This window comes from Planktothrix serta PCC 8927, assembly GCF_900010725.2.
GTDB lineage: Bacteria > Cyanobacteriota > Cyanobacteriia > Cyanobacteriales > Microcoleaceae > Planktothrix > Planktothrix serta.
The window spans coordinates 198,848-217,622 of the sequence record NZ_LR734865.1 but is presented as its reverse complement, the minus strand read 5'-3'; the positions used below and the strand labels follow the sequence as shown (position 1 = coordinate 217,622).

Annotated in this window: 14 protein-coding genes; 8 read left to right on the top strand and 6 right to left on the bottom strand. The window is 38.2% G+C overall.

All coding sequences use genetic code 11. The annotated features are described in order from the left end of the window. Positions 1-13 precede the first annotated feature (13 nt). The gene (locus PL8927_RS10180; RefSeq protein ID WP_083620946.1) at positions 14-1,153 is read right to left on the bottom strand and encodes an ATP-binding protein; all 1,140 of its coding nucleotides are present in this window, start codon (positions 1,151-1,153) and stop codon (positions 14-16) included. 155 nt (positions 1,154-1,308) lie between these two features. Then, on the bottom strand, positions 1,309-1,818 hold the full coding sequence (locus tag PL8927_RS10175) for an acyl-CoA thioesterase (protein WP_083620751.1): 510 nt from the start codon (positions 1,816-1,818) through the stop codon (positions 1,309-1,311). 116 nt (positions 1,819-1,934) lie between these two features. On the opposite strand from PL8927_RS10175, the gene PL8927_RS10170 reads away from it, so the two are divergent. After that, positions 1,935-2,789: a universal stress protein gene (locus PL8927_RS10170; protein WP_083620749.1), complete on the top strand. Its 855-nt coding sequence runs from the start codon at positions 1,935-1,937 to the stop codon at positions 2,787-2,789. Positions 2,790-2,904: 115 nt separating this feature from the next. Here PL8927_RS10170 and psbM read toward each other — a convergent pair whose 3' ends face one another. Next, positions 2,905-3,015: a photosystem II reaction center protein PsbM gene (gene psbM / locus PL8927_RS10165; RefSeq protein ID WP_083620747.1), complete on the bottom strand. Its 111-nt coding sequence runs from the start codon at positions 3,013-3,015 to the stop codon at positions 2,905-2,907. Positions 3,016-3,183: 168 nt separating this feature from the next. After that, entirely contained in the window at positions 3,184-3,771 is a 588-nt protein-coding gene (locus tag PL8927_RS10160; protein WP_083620745.1) for a Uma2 family endonuclease, read from the bottom strand. A gap of 247 nt (positions 3,772-4,018) precedes the next feature. Here PL8927_RS10160 and PL8927_RS10155 point away from each other — a divergent pair, with 247 nt between their 5' ends. The 5 genes from PL8927_RS10155 (at position 4,019) to PL8927_RS10135 (ending at position 12,480) form a co-directional block, all read left to right on the top strand. Continuing rightward, entirely contained in the window at positions 4,019-9,760 is a 5,742-nt protein-coding gene (locus tag PL8927_RS10155) for an alpha-2-macroglobulin family protein (RefSeq protein ID WP_083620742.1), read from the top strand. A 130-nt stretch (positions 9,761-9,890) separates the two neighbouring features. Then, entirely contained in the window at positions 9,891-10,553 is a 663-nt protein-coding gene (hisH, locus tag PL8927_RS10150; protein WP_083620739.1) for an imidazole glycerol phosphate synthase subunit HisH, read from the top strand. A 50-nt stretch (positions 10,554-10,603) separates the two neighbouring features. Further along, on the top strand, positions 10,604-11,146 hold the full coding sequence (rsmD, locus tag PL8927_RS10145) for a 16S rRNA (guanine(966)-N(2))-methyltransferase RsmD (protein WP_083620736.1): 543 nt from the start codon (positions 10,604-10,606) through the stop codon (positions 11,144-11,146). A gap of 36 nt (positions 11,147-11,182) precedes the next feature. After that, positions 11,183-12,142 carry a 3'(2'),5'-bisphosphate nucleotidase gene (locus PL8927_RS10140; RefSeq protein WP_083620733.1) on the top strand — a complete coding sequence of 320 codons (960 nt, stop codon included), beginning with the start codon at positions 11,183-11,185 and terminating at the stop codon, positions 12,140-12,142. 47 nt (positions 12,143-12,189) lie between these two features. Continuing rightward, the gene (locus tag PL8927_RS10135) at positions 12,190-12,480 is read left to right on the top strand and encodes an NAD-binding protein (protein ID WP_231505976.1); all 291 of its coding nucleotides are present in this window, start codon (positions 12,190-12,192) and stop codon (positions 12,478-12,480) included. A gap of 187 nt (positions 12,481-12,667) precedes the next feature. Here the strand turns inward: PL8927_RS10135 and PL8927_RS10130 are convergent, their stop codons facing one another. Further along, positions 12,668-13,981, bottom strand: a complete 1,314-nt coding sequence (locus PL8927_RS10130; protein ID WP_083620730.1) for a hypothetical protein — start codon at positions 13,979-13,981, stop codon at positions 12,668-12,670. Between the two features lie 179 nt (positions 13,982-14,160). On the opposite strand from PL8927_RS10130, the gene PL8927_RS10125 reads away from it, so the two are divergent. After that, entirely contained in the window at positions 14,161-16,764 is a 2,604-nt protein-coding gene (locus PL8927_RS10125; RefSeq protein ID WP_083620728.1) for a dynamin family protein, read from the top strand. A gap of 48 nt (positions 16,765-16,812) precedes the next feature. Further along, on the top strand, positions 16,813-17,217 hold the full coding sequence (locus PL8927_RS10120; RefSeq protein ID WP_083620726.1) for a helix-turn-helix domain-containing protein: 405 nt from the start codon (positions 16,813-16,815) through the stop codon (positions 17,215-17,217). Between the two features lie 106 nt (positions 17,218-17,323). On the opposite strand, the gene aroA is transcribed toward PL8927_RS10120, so the two are convergent. After that, a complete protein-coding gene (gene aroA, locus PL8927_RS10115) occupies positions 17,324-18,673 on the bottom strand; it encodes a 3-phosphoshikimate 1-carboxyvinyltransferase (RefSeq protein WP_083620723.1) in 1,350 nt (449 codons plus the stop codon). Between the last annotated feature and the right edge of the window lie 102 nt (positions 18,674-18,775).

Here is an 18,775-nt window from a genome sequence, read left to right as displayed (position 1 = left end):
GTTAAACTTAAACCTAGTTTAATTTGACTTCTTCAGCAACTTCTGCTTGCATTTCTGACCGTTGAGTTTGAGGAAGGAGGATATAAAAAGTAGTTCCTTCCTGGGGAATTGATTTAAACTCAATTTTCCCGCCATGAGCATCAATAATAGATTTAGCGATCGCAGTTCCTAAGCCAGTACCACTGCGTTTTCCATAGGTGACAAACGCATCAAATAAATGTTCTCGAATGGCGTCAGGAATTCCAGGGCCATTATCCGCAATGGCAATTTTCACCCATTCTTGAGTTCCTGTGGCTGTGACTATAATTTTTCCACCGGGTTTTTCAAAGGCTTCTACCGCATTCCCAACTAAATTCTGAAGGACTCGAATTAGTTTATTTTCATCAACATATATAATACACTTTTCATCGGCTTTTACCGAAAAGTCAACCTGGGTCGATTGAAAATAAACCCGATTTAATTTCTCAAAATGTTGCAGCATTTTGGCAACAGTAACGGGTTTACGATACAGTACCGTAGTGCCTTTAGCAAATTCTAAAACTTCCTCTGCCATCCCTAACATTCGTTGAATTTGCATGGAAATTAAATCACACCATTCTTGAGTTTCTTCATCGGGGTGCATTTCCTTGAGCATGGTACTGGATAACTGAATTCCGGTAAAGGGACTTCTAAAGTCATGCAGAATGGTATTTACCATTTCGCCGACTAATTCCATTTTTTCTTTATGGACTAATTGATTGACATATTGATCCGTAGTGACTCGCAAATGGTGAATAATATAACTGAATAAATTCAGAATCACTTTACCCTTAGCATTGCTTAAAATTTCCATCAAATCCGGTCGGGAAATTTTAGCTAATTTCACCTGTCCGGCTGCCATTGCTCTAGCGCTGCGAGGTTGTCCATCTAAAACTCCAAATTCTCCAAAAAAGTCATTGGCTTTAGCGAGAGCAACGGTTTGATATTGATTCAAGGGAGCTTGTTTTTTAAACTCAACTTGACCTTCTAAAACTAAGTATAAAAAACTGGGGTCTTCTCCTTCTTCAAAAATAATAGTTTGGTCGGCAAACTGTTCGACTACTGCCAGATCACAGAGTTGTTGAGCTTCTGGAATATCAAAATAACTAATAAATCGATGGGAGGCTAAATCCATTTCAAGATACCGGGTTGTCATGCAGGATAAGAGTGATCCGCTCTTGTGGGGTTAAATAGGGGACGAGAAAGGGTTTGATGGCGTTCAGGAGAGGGGGTTTCAAACAGGGGAATTGCTTTTGGGGATCAACAAACTGGACTCAATATAATGACTAATTATAGCGTTAGTTCAGGTAGCAGTTGAGCCAAGGAGGCTTGTAACATCGGGGGTAAACGACGCATAATTTTGCCTGTGTGTCGGTCTATAGGCACTAAGGTGACTTGAGCCGTAAGATAATGGCATTCACCATCTACGGATTCAATTCGATATTCCCAAGGGAGTCGCACGCCTTTGGTGGATAGTATGCGACTTTTAACAACAACCTGCATCCCCATTTTCACGGGTTGATGATAACGAATATTGAGTTCCACAACAGGCAATTCGCACCCGATTTCTACTAAGTCATGATACTCCAATCCGGTCAAACGTAACCGTTCTACCCGCGCTTCTTCCATCCAAGACAGATAAGTCCCATGCCAAACAATCCCGCCATAGTCGGTATGATGGGGAGAAACCCGCACAACATAGTCAAACCAAGGATTTTCCGATGGGGTATCTGTTGAGGACGTCGATTCAGAGAGAGGATTTGTTTCAAACACGTTACAAATAGATTCAGAACGCAACATTTCTACAAATTATCTGTCAACGCTCAGGTTTATCCTAGGTAGGGAACCTTTTTAATTCGAGTCGGATAGAATCTGATCACTGACAAATCATTTATTTTAATCCCAAGGAAATAAACATGATAAAAAAAATTCTAGTTGCTGTTGCCGGTCGGGGATTATGCGAAGAAATGCTGAATATGCTGCTGGATATCCCCACCTTCAAACAAGCATCTGTCACAGTTCTGCACGTTGTCCCCACTCAAATTAGTTCGGATACGATGTCTGAAAAGTTAGAGGAGGGGGGGAAAATTCTCGCAGAAGCCGTGAAATCGATTCAGCTTGACCCGAAGCAAATTAATCCTCAACTCAAACAAGGTGATCCCAAGGATATCGTTTCCCACGTCGCTGACGAGGAAAATGTCGATTTAATTATTATGGGGTCACGGGGTTTAGGCCGCATCCAAGCGATTTTGGAAAACTCGGTCAGTCAGTATGTGTTTCAATTAACCAGTCGTCCGATGCTCTTGGTCAAGGACGATGCTTATGTGAAAAAACTGCGCCGAATTATGGTGGCTGTGGATAAATCAGAGGCATCTAAAGAGTGTTTACAGTTGGCACTTTCTTTTGCTAAATCTCTCTCTGGCTCACAAATAATTTTAGTCCACATTAATAAAGATTTATCTGGGAAATCGAGCGAGGACTTCAGCAGCAATGCCGACCGAGATCCGATTTTAGCACCTGCGATTGAAGAAGCAAAACGCCAGGGAGTCAGCTACCGTTGTGTCAGTGGTACAGGTAAACCGGGCCCTGAACTCTGCCGCGTTGCAGAAGAATTGAATGCTGATTTATTGATGTTAGCTTCCCCAGACCGTCGGCCTAGCGTTGCTAAGAGCTTTATTGACTTAGACCGACTATTGGGAAGTTCATTGTCCGACTATGTTCGGGTTTATGCTAACTGTCCTGTTTTATTAACACGGACACAAGCACCCTAATTCCTCCTGTTTGTCTATAACCTTAATCAAGAGAATTTCAGAAAAAAGCACCTCAAAACTGTTGTTGTGGTGCTTTTTTCATCAGGATAAAATCAGAATTGAGGCAAAACTGAATTTAACCTTCTTTTCCCCGACTTTGGGTTTGAATATACAGAATCAACAGAAAAACAGCAGGAACTAGCACAAACAAAAGGCTAGCAACAAAGCCCAGATCATTAACTTGCATAATTTCCCTACCTTAACTTAAACAACGAATTCTATTGACACTAGGATACCATTGATTGACGTTTGTGAATAGTCTGGCGGTTGGAGGTTGACTGTTGGAGGTTGACCGTTGACCGTTGACTGTTAACTGTGGACAAATATAGGCTATATCGTTTAAATCCTTCAGCGTTTACCAAATCGAGGTTAAATCTAAGACAAAACCAGGTAAAACGTCTTCGCCTGAAATTTGGTTGGGATGTTCTAAAATTTCTACCGCTTGATGCCAACGATAAATTTCAATTTGTTGCTGTTTACGATTAATTAACCAGCCTAATTTTGCCCCATTCTCTTGATATTCTTGCATTTTTTGACGAGTTTTTTCTAAACGATCACTCGGAGACATTAACTCCACCACAAAATCAGGGCACAACGGTACAAATTTATCCTGTTGTTCAGGTGTTAACGCCTCCCAACGTTCCCGACTCACCCAAGACGCATCAGGAGAACGGTCAGCACCATTGGGAAGGGTAAAACCCGTATTAGAATCGAAGACTTCACCTAAATTATTCTGGCGTTTCCAAGCTAGAAGTTGAAAAATTAAATCAGCATTCCGTTTCCCTGTATTTCCTCCTGTTGGGGGCATAATAATTAATTCTCCTGTAGCCGTGCGTTCAAATTGAAAATTATGATTTTCTTGACACAATTGCCAAAATTGTTCCTGAGTTAAATCGAGTTTTAATGTTAAAATGGGAGGTAAAGTCAGAATATTGGTTTCCATAGCGATTTTGAAAATAGAATTATAAAATTAATTGAGATATTATAGCATAATATTTTGAACAGAGATACCTTCAATTAACAAACTCATCTCTAATTTCTGTTAATTTTTGTAACAGTTTTAATTCGGAATCCGGTCACTTTGCACCCCTGAACCCCTAAACAAAAACGAAAATTAAATCTTCTGGAATTTTCTGGAATTTTGATTAAAATATCTGTTATTACAAAAGGAAGTATCATAATTAAAGACGATGAGAAATTTTACCCAATTCCGCCAAATTCGGAGGCGGTTTATCTTCGTTTTTCTGTTTATCTTAACTTTGGTGGGATGTCGCATCATCAGTCATTCACCTGTTAGCGAAGTCATCCCACTGGTAGCGGATTTACCTAAACCCCAACTTCCGAACTGGATTGAAGCTATTAATCCCTTGGGTGAGAGTCCAGAATTAAGCCAAATTCATGTTATTTTTAAAGATCCTTTAATTCCGCTTGAAAACTTAGATGGTTCAGGACAAAAACAACTTTTAAACAACTTTGAGATTACTCCTAAAATACCCGGTGAATTTCGGTTTTTAACCCCAAAAATGGTTGGATTTCAAGCCGATAAAGCTTTACCCTTAGCCACTCGTTTACAAGTCACCATCAAAAAAGGATTAACCGATTTAAACCAACATCAATTAGACCAGGATATTGCTTGGACATTTGCCACCGAACCGATAAAATTATCCAATTTACCCGGAAGCAAAGATCAACCCGGTTCCCCAGACAATCCCCTAGGGTTAAATCCTCAACTCAAATTTAATTCTAATGTAGAATTAGATTTAAACTCTTTAAAACAACACTTACAACTGATTTCTGTAAAAACAAATCAAGCTATTTCTGTTGAGGTTAAATTAGCAGAATCAGAAGATAATAAAACTCCCCTTGAACCCCAAGCCGAATTTAATCCTGCTGTTCAAACCTGGGAATATCTTGTTACCCCCAAACAACAATTACAAACCGCTAACCGCTATCAATTTAAAATTACACCAGGGTTACGTCCTGCTTACGGGAATTTAGAGACTCAAGTTGAGATTTCTAACATTATTAAAACCTATGACCCGTTAAAATTTACCAGTTTAGAACTTCCCGGTAAAGCAAGTATAGAAGGAACATCAGGACGGTTCGTAACCGGGAACCCCCAACTGCAATTTAATAATGGAATTATTGCAGAATCAGCCCTAAAAAATATTACCATTCAGCCTGCACCTAAACCCGATATTAAAGTCATCCAAGCCTATGATAATAATGACCGTGTAACCCTCAATCCTTGGGCATTAGAACCCCAAACTAATTATACCATTACCATTGGCGCAGACCTCGAAGATCAATTTAATCAGAAATTAGGAAAACCCGTTACCCTGACTCATAAAACCGGAGATTTAACCCCCAATATTTTTGTCCCTTCAGGACTGAATATTTTCCCCTCTCAACAAAATTTAGAACTGAATATTTCTACCTTGAATTTACCCGAATCAAAATATCGAGCAGCTTACCAAGTTGTTCAACCGACCGATTTAGTTTATACCGATACCGCTTACCCTAGAACCCAGAAAAAAAATCTGTTACTTCCCCCGGAAAAATGGACAACATTTGCAGTTTCTACCCCTAAAAATGAAATTCAAGAAACCTCGATTAATTTACGAGAAAAATTAGGGGGAAATACGGGACTGTTAGCTTATGGCGTGACAGCAAAAACAACTAAATATCAACAAGAAGGTCAACAAAAATGGAGTGAACCGCAATTTGCTGGACTGGTACAGTTAACGAATTTAGGAGTCTTTGCTCAATGGTTTCCAGAGTCAGGATTAGTACGAGTTCATCACTTAGATAATGGTTCCGTTGCTGAAGGCGTAAACGTTGAAATTTATCCCTCTCAACTCGATGCCAAATCCCATCCTAAACCTCAAGCTTGTGCAACGGGAACGACCGATAATCAGGGAACGTTACTGTTAAATTCTCAACAGTTACAACAATGTATGAAGGGGAAACGGTTTGCGAAACCACCAGAATTATTAGTAATTGCTAAAGAAGGCAAAGATTGGGCATTTACTCGAACATTTTCCTATATTGGAGCTTACGAATATGGAATTGATGCTAGTTGGGAAGACCAGCAAACCCTATCACGGGGGGTAATTTTTTCCGACCGTCAACTTTATAAACCCGGAGAAAAAGTTGCCTTAACAGGTGTAGCCTATTCCCTAGAAAATGGGATGTTAAAACCGAATAAAAATGAAAATTATACAGTGACATTAGACAATTCAAAAGGAGAAAAGCAAGAATTGGGAGATTATCAAACTAATGAATTTGCGACATTTTCAGTAGAATTACCCTTAGCAGCAAACCAACCGTTAGGAAATTATATTATTCGGGCAAAAAACCAAAATGGAGTAGAAATTTTGGGGAACTTCCGCGTTGCTGAATTCAAACCCCCCAATTTTAAAGTCAACCTGAATTTAGATCAAAAATTTGCCAAAATTGGAGAAACCATTACAGCCAATGCTAAGAGTGAATATCTGTTTGGTTCTCCCGTTGCGGAGGGTGCGGCTAAATATTATGTGACTCGCACAGCAACGGATTTTATTCCCAAAGGATGGGAAAATTATTCCTTTGGTCGTCAATGGTTTTGGCCGGAAGAAAAGCCTAATGTTTCTGATAGCGTATTGCAGGAAAATCAACAATTAGATGCACAGGGTCAGGGAACTAAAACCGTTACCGTTGCTCAAGATTTACCCTATCCCATGACCTATCGAGTGGATGTAGAAGTTACCGATATTTCTAATTTATCCGTTGCCAATTCTCAATCCTTTATTGCTGTTCCCAGTGACCGTTTAATCGGGTTAAAAACGCCGTTTATTGGTGAAGCAGGTAAGGCTTTACCCATTGATGTAATTGTTACTGATTATCAAGGAAAACCCTTAGAAAATGTTGGGGTAAATTTGCAATTGCAAAAAATGGATTATAGCCAGGTTACACGGGTGGTAGAAGGAGGACAAACCAATAAAAATCAAATTCAATATCAAACAGTTTCTCAAGTTGATGTCAAATCGGGTCAAAAGGAACAAACCGTTTCTCTAACTGCTCCAGAGTCCGGTTCTTATCGCATTCGCGCTAATTTTAGCGATGAAAATAATGAAATTACAGCGACAGATTTACAAATCTGGGTGACAGGAAATCAACTCGTAAACTGGGGAGGAATTAATGAAAATCGTTTAGAAATTAAACTGAATAAAACCACCTATAAACCCGGAGAAACTGCAACCGCTTTAATTCAATCTCCTTACGAAGAAGGAGAATTATATTTTGCAGTGGTACGCGATAAACCTCTGTATCAAAAGGTGATAAACGTTAAAGGAGGTGCGCCCGAAATTCAGTTTCAAGTCACGCCGGAAATGTTACCCAATGCAGCAGTTGAAGCGGTATTAGTCCGACAAGGAAAACCTCTTTCTGAACTCGAACCGGGTAGCTTAGAGAATTTAGCTAAAATTGGGTTAACACCGTTTAAGATTAACCTCGAAGATCAATATCTGCAAGTACAAGTTAATCCCCAAAAAGAAAAGCTAGAACCGGGTTCTGAACAAAGCTTAAATCTAACCTTAACGGATACCCAAAATCAACCCCTTCGCGGACAATTAACCGTAATGGTGGTGAATGATTCAGTGTTACAACTGAATGGTTATCGTCCGCCAAATTTAGTTGAAACGGTCTATGCTGAACAACCAATTTCCACCCGATTTAGTGATAATCGTCCTGCGGTTATTTTAAATCAAATCGCATCTCCGTTAGCAAAAGGTTGGGGTTATGGAGGTGGTTTATCTACGGCTACTGCTAATCCTCGCATTCGGAAAGAATTTCAACCGTTAGCTTTTTATAACGGTTCAATTATTACGGATAATCAAGGAAAAGCAACCGTTAATTTTAAGCTTCCTGATGATTTAACGACCTGGCGAGTGATGGTAGTTGCAACCGATGGAAATCTCAAATTTGGTTCGGCTGAAACTACATTTATGACGACTCAATCGTTGCTATCTAATCCAATTTTACCTCAATTTGCGCGTCCTGGCGATCGCATTTTAGCCGGATTATCGATTACCAATTTAACGGAAGAAAAAGGCAACTTAAATATTACGGGAACCGTTAATGGAGGAATTCAATTTTCCCCAGGAAACGCCAATCAACAAACCTTAAAAACCAAAGCAGAAGCGGGAACAAACGCCTATCGATTCCCCATTTTAGTTAAACAAGCGGGTAATGCTCAAGTTCAATTTACAACAGAATTTAACGGCAAATCTGATGGGTTTGAAGTGCCTTTAGAGGTTAAAACATTTAACCTGATCGAACAGGTAATTGAGTCAGGACGCACCACTAATTCCGTAACAATTCCTCTGAATATTAGTAAAAAAGTTGTTCCTGATGTAGGAGGATTAGAGATTAATTTATCTAGTACCTTAATTCCTCAATTCACGGCTGCTGCTGAACAAGTCTTTAATCCAGAAAAATGGCCATTTCTGGAACCTGCTGTTAGCGAATTAATCAGCACTGCTAATTTGCAAATATTAGGTAAAAAATATGGTCAAAGTTTCAGCCAATTGCAGTTACCTGAACGCGCTAAAACCGCTTTGCAAACTATTACCAATCTACAACAAGAAGATGGCGGAATTGCAGCGTATCCGGGTTCAAGATCCTCTGATCCTTTGCTTTCTGCCTATACAGGAGAAGCCTTAGCACAAGCACAAAAGGCTGGATTTCCTGTTAATTCTCAGGTGATCAATTCTCTGAAAACTTATTTAACTCTAGGAGTTGATAACCCTGGAAAATATGAGTTTTGTAGCGATGAGATTTGTAAAAATGAAATCCGGTTAAATGCGTTAATTGCGTTAGATGCACTGGGAGAAAAACGCAGTGATTTCTTAGACGATATCTTGCAAAATTTCGAGAAATTTAATCCTGTTAACCAGATTAAGTTTGTGCGTTATTTATCTCAATTTCCGAACTGGAAAGCGGAGTATAATCGTCTATTTGAGCAAGTGCAAAAACAGATCTATATTACGGGAAGAACTGCGACTCTAAATTTACCACCAGGATATAGTTGGTTCAATTCTCCCACAACAATTCAATCCCAAGGATTACGGTTAGTGATCAACCAAAATTCCCAATCTGAAACCGTTAATAAACTGGTACAAAGTTTATTGAATCTGCGTAAAGATGGGACTTGGGGAAGCAGTTATGATAATGCACAAGCGTTAACGGCTTTAGTGGCTTATGCTGAAACTGAAACTACACCTCCTAACTTTAATGTAGCGATTAAATTAGGAAATCAAACGTTAGGAGAAACTCAATTCAAAGGGTATAAAGATTCGAGTTATAGTTTAAATGTACCCCTGGCGGAATTACCCAAAGGCAAAAATGATTTGACTTTACAACAGTCTAATCAGGGTCAATTAAATTATTGGGTTGCTTATCGGTATCGTTTGGAAGGGAATCAACCCGGACGGTTAAATGGGTTAAGAATTACCCGCACAATTCGCCCTGCTAATGAGGATAAAATCTTACAAACAATTGATCTTAATTCTCCTAAACAACTCCTGAAAGTTGAACCCGGACAAGTGTTTGATATCGGTTTAGATATTATTACCGATCATCCCGTTGATCAGGTGATGATTACTGACCCCCTTCCCGCCGGATTTGAAGCTATTGATGCTAGTTTTAAAACCAGTAATTTAGCATTACAAGCTCAAAAAAGTAGTTGGAACATTAACTATCAAACGATTTACAAGGATCGAATTATTGCCTATAGTAATCGTTTAGAACCAGGAATTTATCAACTGCATTATTTAGTTCGATCTGTCACCCCAGGAGAATATTTATGGCCCGGTGCAGAGGCTAAATTACAATACACCCCCGAAGAATTTGGTCGCAGTGCATCAACAACTTTATTGGTTTCTAAACCTTAGTTGAGATCCCCCTAAATCCTCCTTTTTTAGCAGGGTTAGGGGGGATCATTTTACAAAAAAATCTTTTAATAAAGCAGAAAAAATGGTATAATCAGAATAATTTAAACCCACAGGATAAGGAAGCAAATCAATGTCTGTGATTGCGGTTATCGATTATAATATGGGGAATTTGCACTCCGTTTGCAAAGGCTTAGAAAAAGCAGGTGCAAACCCTCAAGTGACTGACTCAGCAACGGTGATTAAAAATGCTGATGGGGTTGTATTACCCGGAGTGGGTTCTTTTGACCCCGCTATGCAACATTTGAGATCCCGTCATTTAGTAGAACCCATTCAAGAAGTCATTGCTTCAGGTGTGCCCTTTTTAGGCATTTGTTTAGGCTTACAAATCCTGTTTGAATCTTCAGAAGAAGGTCAAGAAATAGGTTTAGGAATATTCCCCGGAACAGTGCGACGTTTTCAGTCAGAACCGGGATTAACCATTCCCCATATCGGTTGGAATCAATTATCTTTAACTCAACCCAATTTACCTCTATGGAAAAGTATTGGTTCTCAACCTTGGGTTTATTTTGTTCATTCTTATTATGTTGCTCCAACTGATAGTAATTTAACCTCCGCCAGCATTCAACATGGGAGTCAAATCATCACGGCTGCTATTGCTAAAAATAACGTGATGGCTGTACAATTTCACCCCGAAAAATCCTCCACTACCGGATTAAAAATTTTAGATAATTTTGTAGAATTAGTTCACGGTAAAACTCAAAATCTTGAGATGAGAAACCCGGTTTCTGTATAAATCTTTCGGCTTGAGAAACCCGGTTTCTGATTCATTGGAGGGATCAATCTTTGAGTTTAAGAATTTATGGAAATCGCTTACTTAAAACCTTACCCGGAGAAGAAACTCGCCCTACATTAGCCAGGGTGAGGGAAGCGGTTTTTAATATTTGGCAAGGCAAAATACAAGGCTGTCGCTGGTTAGATTTATGTACAGGAAGTGGCTCAATGGGCGCTGAAGCTTTATGTCGAGGGGCGACAGTTGTTATTGGCATAGAACAACATGGAAAAGCTTGTCAAGTGATACAAGAAAATTGGCAAAAAATAGCAGATTCTTCCCAAGAATTTAAAGTTATTCGAGGGGATATTTTAGGGAAATTAAAAATCTTATCGGGTCAACAATTTGATTGTATTTATTTTGATCCGCCCTATAATAGCAATCTTTATCAACCGACCTTAGAAGCGATCGCCCAATATCAACTCCTGTCTCCCGATGGAGAAATAGCCGTAGAACATCATCCTCATCGTTGGCAAATTCAACCTGTTATGGCGTTAGAAAATTGTCGAGAAAAAATCTACGGAAATTGTGCTTTAACGTTTTATTGTTTAAAATGATAAAATTAGAAATTATCCCTCATAATCGGAGTTTTTATGTCCTACGAACAAGAAAAACAAATTGCCATTGCAGCCACATTAGCCGCCGGAAAACTGTGTGAAAAAGTGCGTCAAAATATCCCACCCGCAATGGAAAAAAGTGATAAAAGTCCGGTGACAGTTGCAGATTATGGTTCTCAAGCGATTATTTGTAAAGCCTTAGCAGAAGCGTTTCCCAATGATCCTGTTGTCGGGGAAGAAGATGCAACGGAATTGCAAACCCCAGAAATGGCAGAAAATTTAGCAAAAATCACCCAATATGTACAAGAAATTATTCCTGATGCGACCTCAGAATTAGTCACAAATTGGATTAATAAAGGAAATGGAAAGGTTGAAAAACGGTTTTGGACATTAGACCCCATTGATGGAACAAAGGGCTTTTTAAGACAAGATCAATATGCTATTGCTTTAGCTTTAATTGAAGATGGAGAAGTCAAAGTTGGGGTGATGGGATGTCCGGCTTATCCGGTGGAAAATCACGAACCTGGGGCGTTATTTGTGGCGGTTAGAGGACAAGGATCAACGATGATCATTTTAGCAACAGGAGAAGAAATTCCGATTCAAGTTGTACCTGCCAATGATACAGAAAATCTGCGATTTGTAGGCAGTGTGGAAGCCAGTCATGGTGATCTTGATCGTCAGGATGCTGTAGCAAAAGCGGTGGGAATTATTGCTCCGGCTATTAAGATCGATTCTCAGGCAAAATATGGGGCGGTGGCGTCTGGAAAAGCGGCGTTATATTTGCGACTTCCTTCTCCTAAAACCCCTAATTATCGAGAGAATATTTGGGATCATGCGGCGGGGGCAATTGTAGTTGAAGAAGCGGGAGGACGAGTGAGCGATATGTTGGGTAAACCCTTGGATTTTGCCTCTAATCCTAAGATGTTAGATAACCGGGGTATTATTGTTAGTAATGGGATTATTCATGACACAGTTTTAGCGACATTAAATCCCTAAATTCTCTGAATTATTCTAGGATTTTTTCTGATTAATTTCCTGTAGGGGTGAGGTCTCCTCACCCAAATTCCTCCAAATCAATCAAAGCAGGAGGAAGTGCGTTATATGCTCCTACTTTTGATAAAAAATTACAACAGATGTTAGAAGAAAATTATCAAAATTATAATTTTCCCACGAAACATTTATTAAAAGATACGAATTTGTTTCTACAAGAAGCTGTCAAAATGGGATTAAATGCAAGTTTATTAGAAGGAGTAAAAGCAATATTAGAAGCAACCCAAAAACTCGGAAAATCAGACGATGATTATTCCGCCCTATTTACCACCATCAAACCGTAGGGTGCGTAAGCTCCGCGCACACACCATCTCCATATAGTAGGGTGCGTAAGCTCCGCGCACGCACCACCTCAAAGTTTATAGATCATTCTTTCTTGAATTTATAAGAATTAATTGATCAATAGGAAATGGTGCGTGCGCGTTGCTTACGCACCCTACAAATATATTGAGTTGGGGTTTAAATACTAACTTATTTCTCCATTGCTTCTGGTGATTCTTCTTTAACTTTAAAATACCAATAAAGATTAGCAACGGTTAAATTAGATGATTTTTTTAAATTGGCTAGATTTAATGTTCTATAACCGAAATTTTCGGCATTTTCACTAACATAAATTTCTGCTTCTTTCCGTAAAGTAGAACGCATTAAAAATTTAAGCTGTTGTTCTAAGGAGGAAGAATGAGATTTTTCTCTTATATTTTCATAAAAAATCTGTTCGTGTGGTTTCTCAATAACTTTTAAAGATGATTCTGAATTAGAAACAGAATTTAACTTGCTCTCGTTCAAATCTATACTTTCTAACAAATTTAAGTCAGAAGGAGGTAAACTATTGAACCAATCAACTTGATTTTTCCAGAGTTCTAAACCTGCTAGATCATGATTATGAATCCGGGTAATTTCAGGAAAAATGAAATCTAACTCGTCTTGTGTTTGGCAATGTTCAATCACGTTTAAAGCATCTTGACGGATTTTATTTTGAAAATAGGATAGACGCTCACTTAATGCTTTAGGTTCTCCTTGTAAATAATAGGTTAGCACGATCGCTTGTTCAATAACCCAAGAACATTCATATCGTCTCAGTTGACCTGCGGTTGACGTTTCAGAAAGAATGTGAGGACTATTATAAATTGCCAAAGATTCACTTAAGGTTTGTCGAGCGTTAGATAACTCAATATTTCTAGCATTAATATCTTGAATAGACGTAGCAATTTGTATAAGTTTGGTAGCTTCTAAAAAACGGCTATAAGCTTTAACAAACTCTAAACGGTGTTGATTAAAGGTAATATCTTGAGCAACTTGATCAATATGTTGAATAACTTCTAATCCTTGATTTCTTAATGCTTGTTTGAGATCAATAAATCCGTCTTTAACTTCTAATCTCAGTTGTTTAACATCTTCTCGTAATTTTAAAGTTTGCCATAAATTCACCGCAGAAAGAGCAGCAGTAACAGCTACACCCACACCAATAACAGCAGTAGTTGCTTGTAAAACGCCTAAACTGCTTTGTAAACTATTTAACTGTCCTAAAACCTCTTGAAATCCCTGATTATTCTGATACATTTTACCTGCTTTCATCACCATATTTCCTCCTGCTAGAAGGGGGTTAGCAGTGATAAAAGGCGCAAAATCTGCATTATCAACCGTTAAACTTTTAGCGACTTCAACAAATTGACCTGTGATCGGATCTCTTAATATGGGTAAAAGTTGACCTGTATTTGTCGTAGCTTGGATCAGCTTACCCGCAGCCCAAAGAGCTTGATTAGCCGCACTAAAGATGTACTCCATTGCTTTTCTCCTTTTATTTAGTCAGAGTAGAAAGTTAAGAAAATTTAACTTCTGTAAACAATTTATTTTTTTTGTAACCTTTGTTACGCTTATTTAACTGTAATTTAATTTGGAATAGTTTGCTTTTTTATGATACCATAGAATCATTCATAATCCAATAAATTCGATTGAACTGATATATGGACATCAGCTTAATTAACTCTGAGTCTCTAGCTTTACTATCACGGATGGCAGGGCAAGAACTCCAGAAAAAAGATGCTACCCCGGCGGTAGTTTTTATGGCTTCGTTGCTGTGCGTACTGATGGGCGTTATTTACCAGGATGGTAAAATTACACCACAAGAAAGAGAACGTTGGCAAACTAATCTAACTCGCCTGATCCCTCCTAACAGTAATTTAAAAAAATTAGTCCCTATTTTTACAAAACATATTCTTTTTCTTAGAATATATAAAAACTTTAATGACTTATTGTTATTGATGTCTACTCTGTCTGATTCCGAGAAACTGTTATTAATCGGTTTTGGTTATCAAATGTCGGCTTCAGATGGTGAGATAGAACTTAGAGAAAAAGATTATTTAGAAAACCTGGCTGATCAAATTAATATTGACTCTCGACATATACAAATTTTTGAATCCGCTTTTAGCGACCTAGTTATTGAAGATCAAGAAGCTCTTATTGAAGTTCATAGTTTACTTGATCCGGCTCAATTTCAATTATTAGATAATATTTTTGTTTTAGCTGCTAAAAATATTATTGAAGTTTTACCCGCAAAACCCAGATTAAAGCGAGATAAAATTCGCGTTTTACCTAATTATGATAACCTGAAACAATTTCAGGATTATCGCCAACAATTAAATAATATTTGTGATCAATTTTATAAAATTATTGCTCAAGATAAGCATCAAGCCTGGTCGAAAAGTTTAATTCATGATATCCAAGAAATTTCTAAAAAAAATCAATCAAAACGGTTTCGTGTAACGGTGGTTGGAGAATTTAGTCAAGGAAAATCAACCTTTTTAAATGCGTTAGTCGGTGAAGAAATCCAACCTGTACGAGAAATTCCTTGTACTGGGGTCGTGAGTGTTTTACGATATGGAGAGCAAAAACGGGTCATTTGTTGTTATAAAGATGGGCATCAAGAAGATATTCCTATAGAAAATTATCAAGAAAAAGCGAGTATTTCGGAAGAAGCTGCTATTGGAAATTTAAGTGATGAACTGGCTCATTGTGAAATTGAGGAAATTATTTTTGAACATCCTGATTTAGACATTTGTAGCAGTGGAGTTGAAATTATTGATTCTCCTGGGTTGAATGAACATCCTGATCGAGAAGCAATTACTCAAAAGATTCTTAAAGATACGGACGCAGCTATTTTTATCACCAGTGCTTCCCGTTGTTTGGCTAAATCAGAACGAGATGTGATAGAAGGATTAAAAGTTACCTTAAATACAGGATTATCTGATCAACCTGCTAATAATCTTTTTATTTTAGTTAATTTTTGGGATTTGGTACAAACTGAGAAGGGACGCAATCAAATTCCTAAACGAATTGAAGAAAACATTCAAGGTAAAAACCCCATTATTTCAGGAGAAAATCGAATTCACTATATTTCTGCAAAATTAGCCTTAGATGCTATTGTGAATAATGAGCATAATGAATACATAGAAACTTTTGATTATTTTATTAATTGTATTCAAGACTTTTTAGTCAATGAGAGAGGTAAAATTGAAGTTACCTCTAATGTCAATCGAATTCAAGCATTAACTGAAATAGCCGATAATGATTTGAAACAGTTTGAGAAAATTTTAGACGGAAAGATCAAAATTTCTGAATCAGCAAAACTGGAAATTTTCGAGAAAATTGGAGAAGCAAGTGGACGAGATCTTAGGATTTTAGAACAGGCAAAATATAGTGTAGCTATTTCCCTGGAATACGCTGCTGAATCTTGGAATGAATGGGTTGAAGAATTACAAGACCGTATAGCTAAAAAAGCTGATACATGGACATCAGAACATTCACCTTTTGTAGATAAGGAGAAAGTTTTACAGGATTACTGCGAACAATTTACTCAAGATATTTCTGAAGAAATACAAAATTGGATTGATGACTTACAATCAGAAATTTTATCCCAACAGGTAAAAGAGCTAAATAACCTAATTCATTCCGAATTAGAAGCGATTAGAATAGATTTACAAAAATTGGGTAATCAGCTAGGAACCAATTTAGATGAACAATTTACTAGCAGCATGGCGAGTAATATTCGAGCTAATAATTTGGGAATTAACTCTTTCAGGGCTGGTAGCAAAAATGATGATGAGGGTGGATTCAATATGTTTGGTAGTTTGGGAGCAGGTGGATTAACTACAGGTGCATTACTTGGCATTTTAGGCTTAGGATTTATCCCTGCACTGCTCGTTGGAGGTCTAGCGGCTGTCATTGGAGGTTTTTTATTTGGTGGGCCAGATGAAAATGAGGTTTATAATCAGTGTAAGTGGCAGGTATATGACTTAGGTTTTAAAAAGTTTTTTGAGTCTGAAGAAGAAACTTTTAATACAATTATTGAAAATATTGAATTAGTTTATCAAGAACGATATCTTGTCTTTGCTGATTTTATTGAGCAAGCAATGGCACTCTATGAAAATTTGATTGAGCAACAAGAAGAAGCTCATACTAAGACTTTAGAGGAAAAAGAAAAAACTATTGTTTGGATTAATGAACAACACCAAAAACTCAAAAAAATTCAAAATGAACTCAATGCTATTGTTACTGAAGTTAACCGTTAATTAATTAAGTTGATCATTTTTGCTTAGATTTTTATAGAGATTAAACCTATGATAACAGCAGAAAAATATATGCAACTCCTCCAAGATTTTCCTCCTCGTCCCATTAACTCTGAAGAAGATTTTGAAGCAACTCAAGCTGTGATTAACAGATTACTAGATAAACCCGAACTCACCCCAGAAGAAGAAGACTATTTAGATGTTTTGGGTGCATTAGTGTCTGAGTATGAAAATCAACAAGAAGATCTGATTCCTGATATTTATGGTGTGGAACTTTTAAAGGTTTTAATGGCAGAACGCAAACTCAAACAAAAAGATCTGGTTTCTATCTTTAAAACTGAATCTATTGTCTCTGATGTTCTCAATGAAAAACGCCAACTTACAACTCGCCATATTCAAGAATTATCAAAGTTTTTTCATTTTTCCCCTGCCGTATTTTTTCCTAATTTAAAATAGCACTTTCTAACAGTTTGCTAATATCAAGGTAATCAGAAACCGGGTTTCTGAAGGAAAAATCATAACAACTAGAAACCCGGTTTCTCAAGTTCTGAAACGATTGATTTTAAACGGTACAAATTTGGCTTAAGGTTGCGACAAAATTAGGATAAGAAATTCCGGCTGCTTCTGCTCGGTGAATGGTGGTTTTTCCTTGAGCATTTAAACCCGCGATCGCTAAACTCATCGCAATGCGATGATCCGTATCGCTATCAACTTCTGTCCCCGTTAAAGGAAAACCCCCGGTAATTTCTAACCCGTCGGGACGTTCAGTAATCTTCGCCCCCAGTTGACTCATTTGAGTCGCCATCACGGCAATGCGATCGCTTTCTTTAACCCTCAATTCTTCTGCATCTTTAATAATTGTTTTCCCCTCTGCAAACGCCGCAGCCACCGCTAAAATTGGGATTTCATCAATTAATCTAGGAATAATATCCCCGCCAATTTCACACGCTTTTAACGCACTAGATTTAACTCGAATATCCGCCACAGGTTCCCCCGCAACAACCCGTTGATTTTCTAATTGTAAATTCGCCCCCATTTTTTCTAAAGCTTCTAATATTCCCGTGCGAGTGGGGTTGACTCCGACATTTTCTACCACTAATTCTGACCCTGGAACAATTGACGCCGCCACTAACCAAAACGCCGCCGAACTAATATCCCCCGGAACTACAACGTGCTGACCGTGCAGTTCTGCTGGCCCTTTAACGATTACACTATGAGTATCCGGTTCAACGGTTAAATTAGCGCCAAAAGCTCTTAACATTCGTTCACTATGATCCCGTGAAAGAGCGGGTTCTGTTACCGTTGTTTCTCCTTCCGTCATTAACGCAGCTAATAGAATACAAGATTTGACCTGCGCCGAAGCAATAGGGGAAAAATAATGAATAGGACGCAAAGCTTGACCTTGAACCGCTAAAGGCGCGTAAGACCCCCCTTGACGACCCCAAATATTAGCCCCCATTTGTTGTAAGGGTTTCGTAACACGGGACATGGGACGACGAACTAAAGAACTATCTCCGGTGACGGTAAAAAATTTTCCAGGGTGAGAAGCGAGAATTCCTAACATTAACCGCAGGGTTGTACCGGAATTTCCGGCATCTAAAACTTCAGTGGGTTCTTGAAGATTACCCAGTCCAATACCTTTAACTTCTATCCGTTCTGAATTTAACTCAGAAATTTCCGCCCCTAAGCAAGTAAAACATTGGGCGGTACTGCGGGGGTCTGCGCCTAATAATAAGCCTTCAATAGTGGTAACACCCTTTGCTAAGGCTCCTAACATTAAGGCTCGATGGGAAATTGACTTATCCCCAGGAATGCGAATTCGTCCTTGTAAGCATAAGCCCGATTTTGGGGGTTGTATTGTTAATATTTGCTCAGTTTCTGTATTTTCTGTTGTTACGATAGTCCCTTGCATTTTATGATTTGAGATAAGATAAGGATTGCTAAGAGTTATCCTACCGCTTTCTCGACTCTAACCCAATTAGAAACATCGAGAATTTTATCCTGATATTTGAGA

Excerpts from the sequence above, each read along its gene's own strand:
- PL8927_RS10180 (WP_083620946.1), bottom strand. The coding sequence starts at position 1,153 with ATGGATTTAGCCTCCCATCGATTTATTAGTTATTTTGATATTCCAGAA.
- PL8927_RS10175 (WP_083620751.1), bottom strand. The coding sequence starts at position 1,818 with ATGTTGCGTTCTGAATCTATTTGTAACGTGTTTGAAACAAATCCTCTC.
- PL8927_RS10170 (WP_083620749.1), top strand. The coding sequence starts at position 1,935 with ATGATAAAAAAAATTCTAGTTGCTGTTGCCGGTCGGGGATTATGCGAA.
- psbM (WP_083620747.1), bottom strand. The coding sequence starts at position 3,015 with ATGCAAGTTAATGATCTGGGCTTTGTTGCTAGCCTTTTGTTTGTGCTA.
- PL8927_RS10160 (WP_083620745.1), bottom strand. The coding sequence starts at position 3,771 with ATGGAAACCAATATTCTGACTTTACCTCCCATTTTAACATTAAAACTC.
- PL8927_RS10155 (WP_083620742.1), top strand. The coding sequence starts at position 4,019 with ATGAGAAATTTTACCCAATTCCGCCAAATTCGGAGGCGGTTTATCTTC.
- hisH (WP_083620739.1), top strand. The coding sequence starts at position 9,891 with ATGTCTGTGATTGCGGTTATCGATTATAATATGGGGAATTTGCACTCC.
- PL8927_RS10140 (WP_083620733.1), top strand. The coding sequence starts at position 11,183 with ATGTCCTACGAACAAGAAAAACAAATTGCCATTGCAGCCACATTAGCC.
- PL8927_RS10130 (WP_083620730.1), bottom strand. The coding sequence starts at position 13,981 with ATGGAGTACATCTTTAGTGCGGCTAATCAAGCTCTTTGGGCTGCGGGT.
- PL8927_RS10125 (WP_083620728.1), top strand. The coding sequence starts at position 14,161 with ATGGACATCAGCTTAATTAACTCTGAGTCTCTAGCTTTACTATCACGG.
- PL8927_RS10120 (WP_083620726.1), top strand. The coding sequence starts at position 16,813 with ATGATAACAGCAGAAAAATATATGCAACTCCTCCAAGATTTTCCTCCT.
- aroA (WP_083620723.1), bottom strand. The coding sequence starts at position 18,673 with ATGCAAGGGACTATCGTAACAACAGAAAATACAGAAACTGAGCAAATA.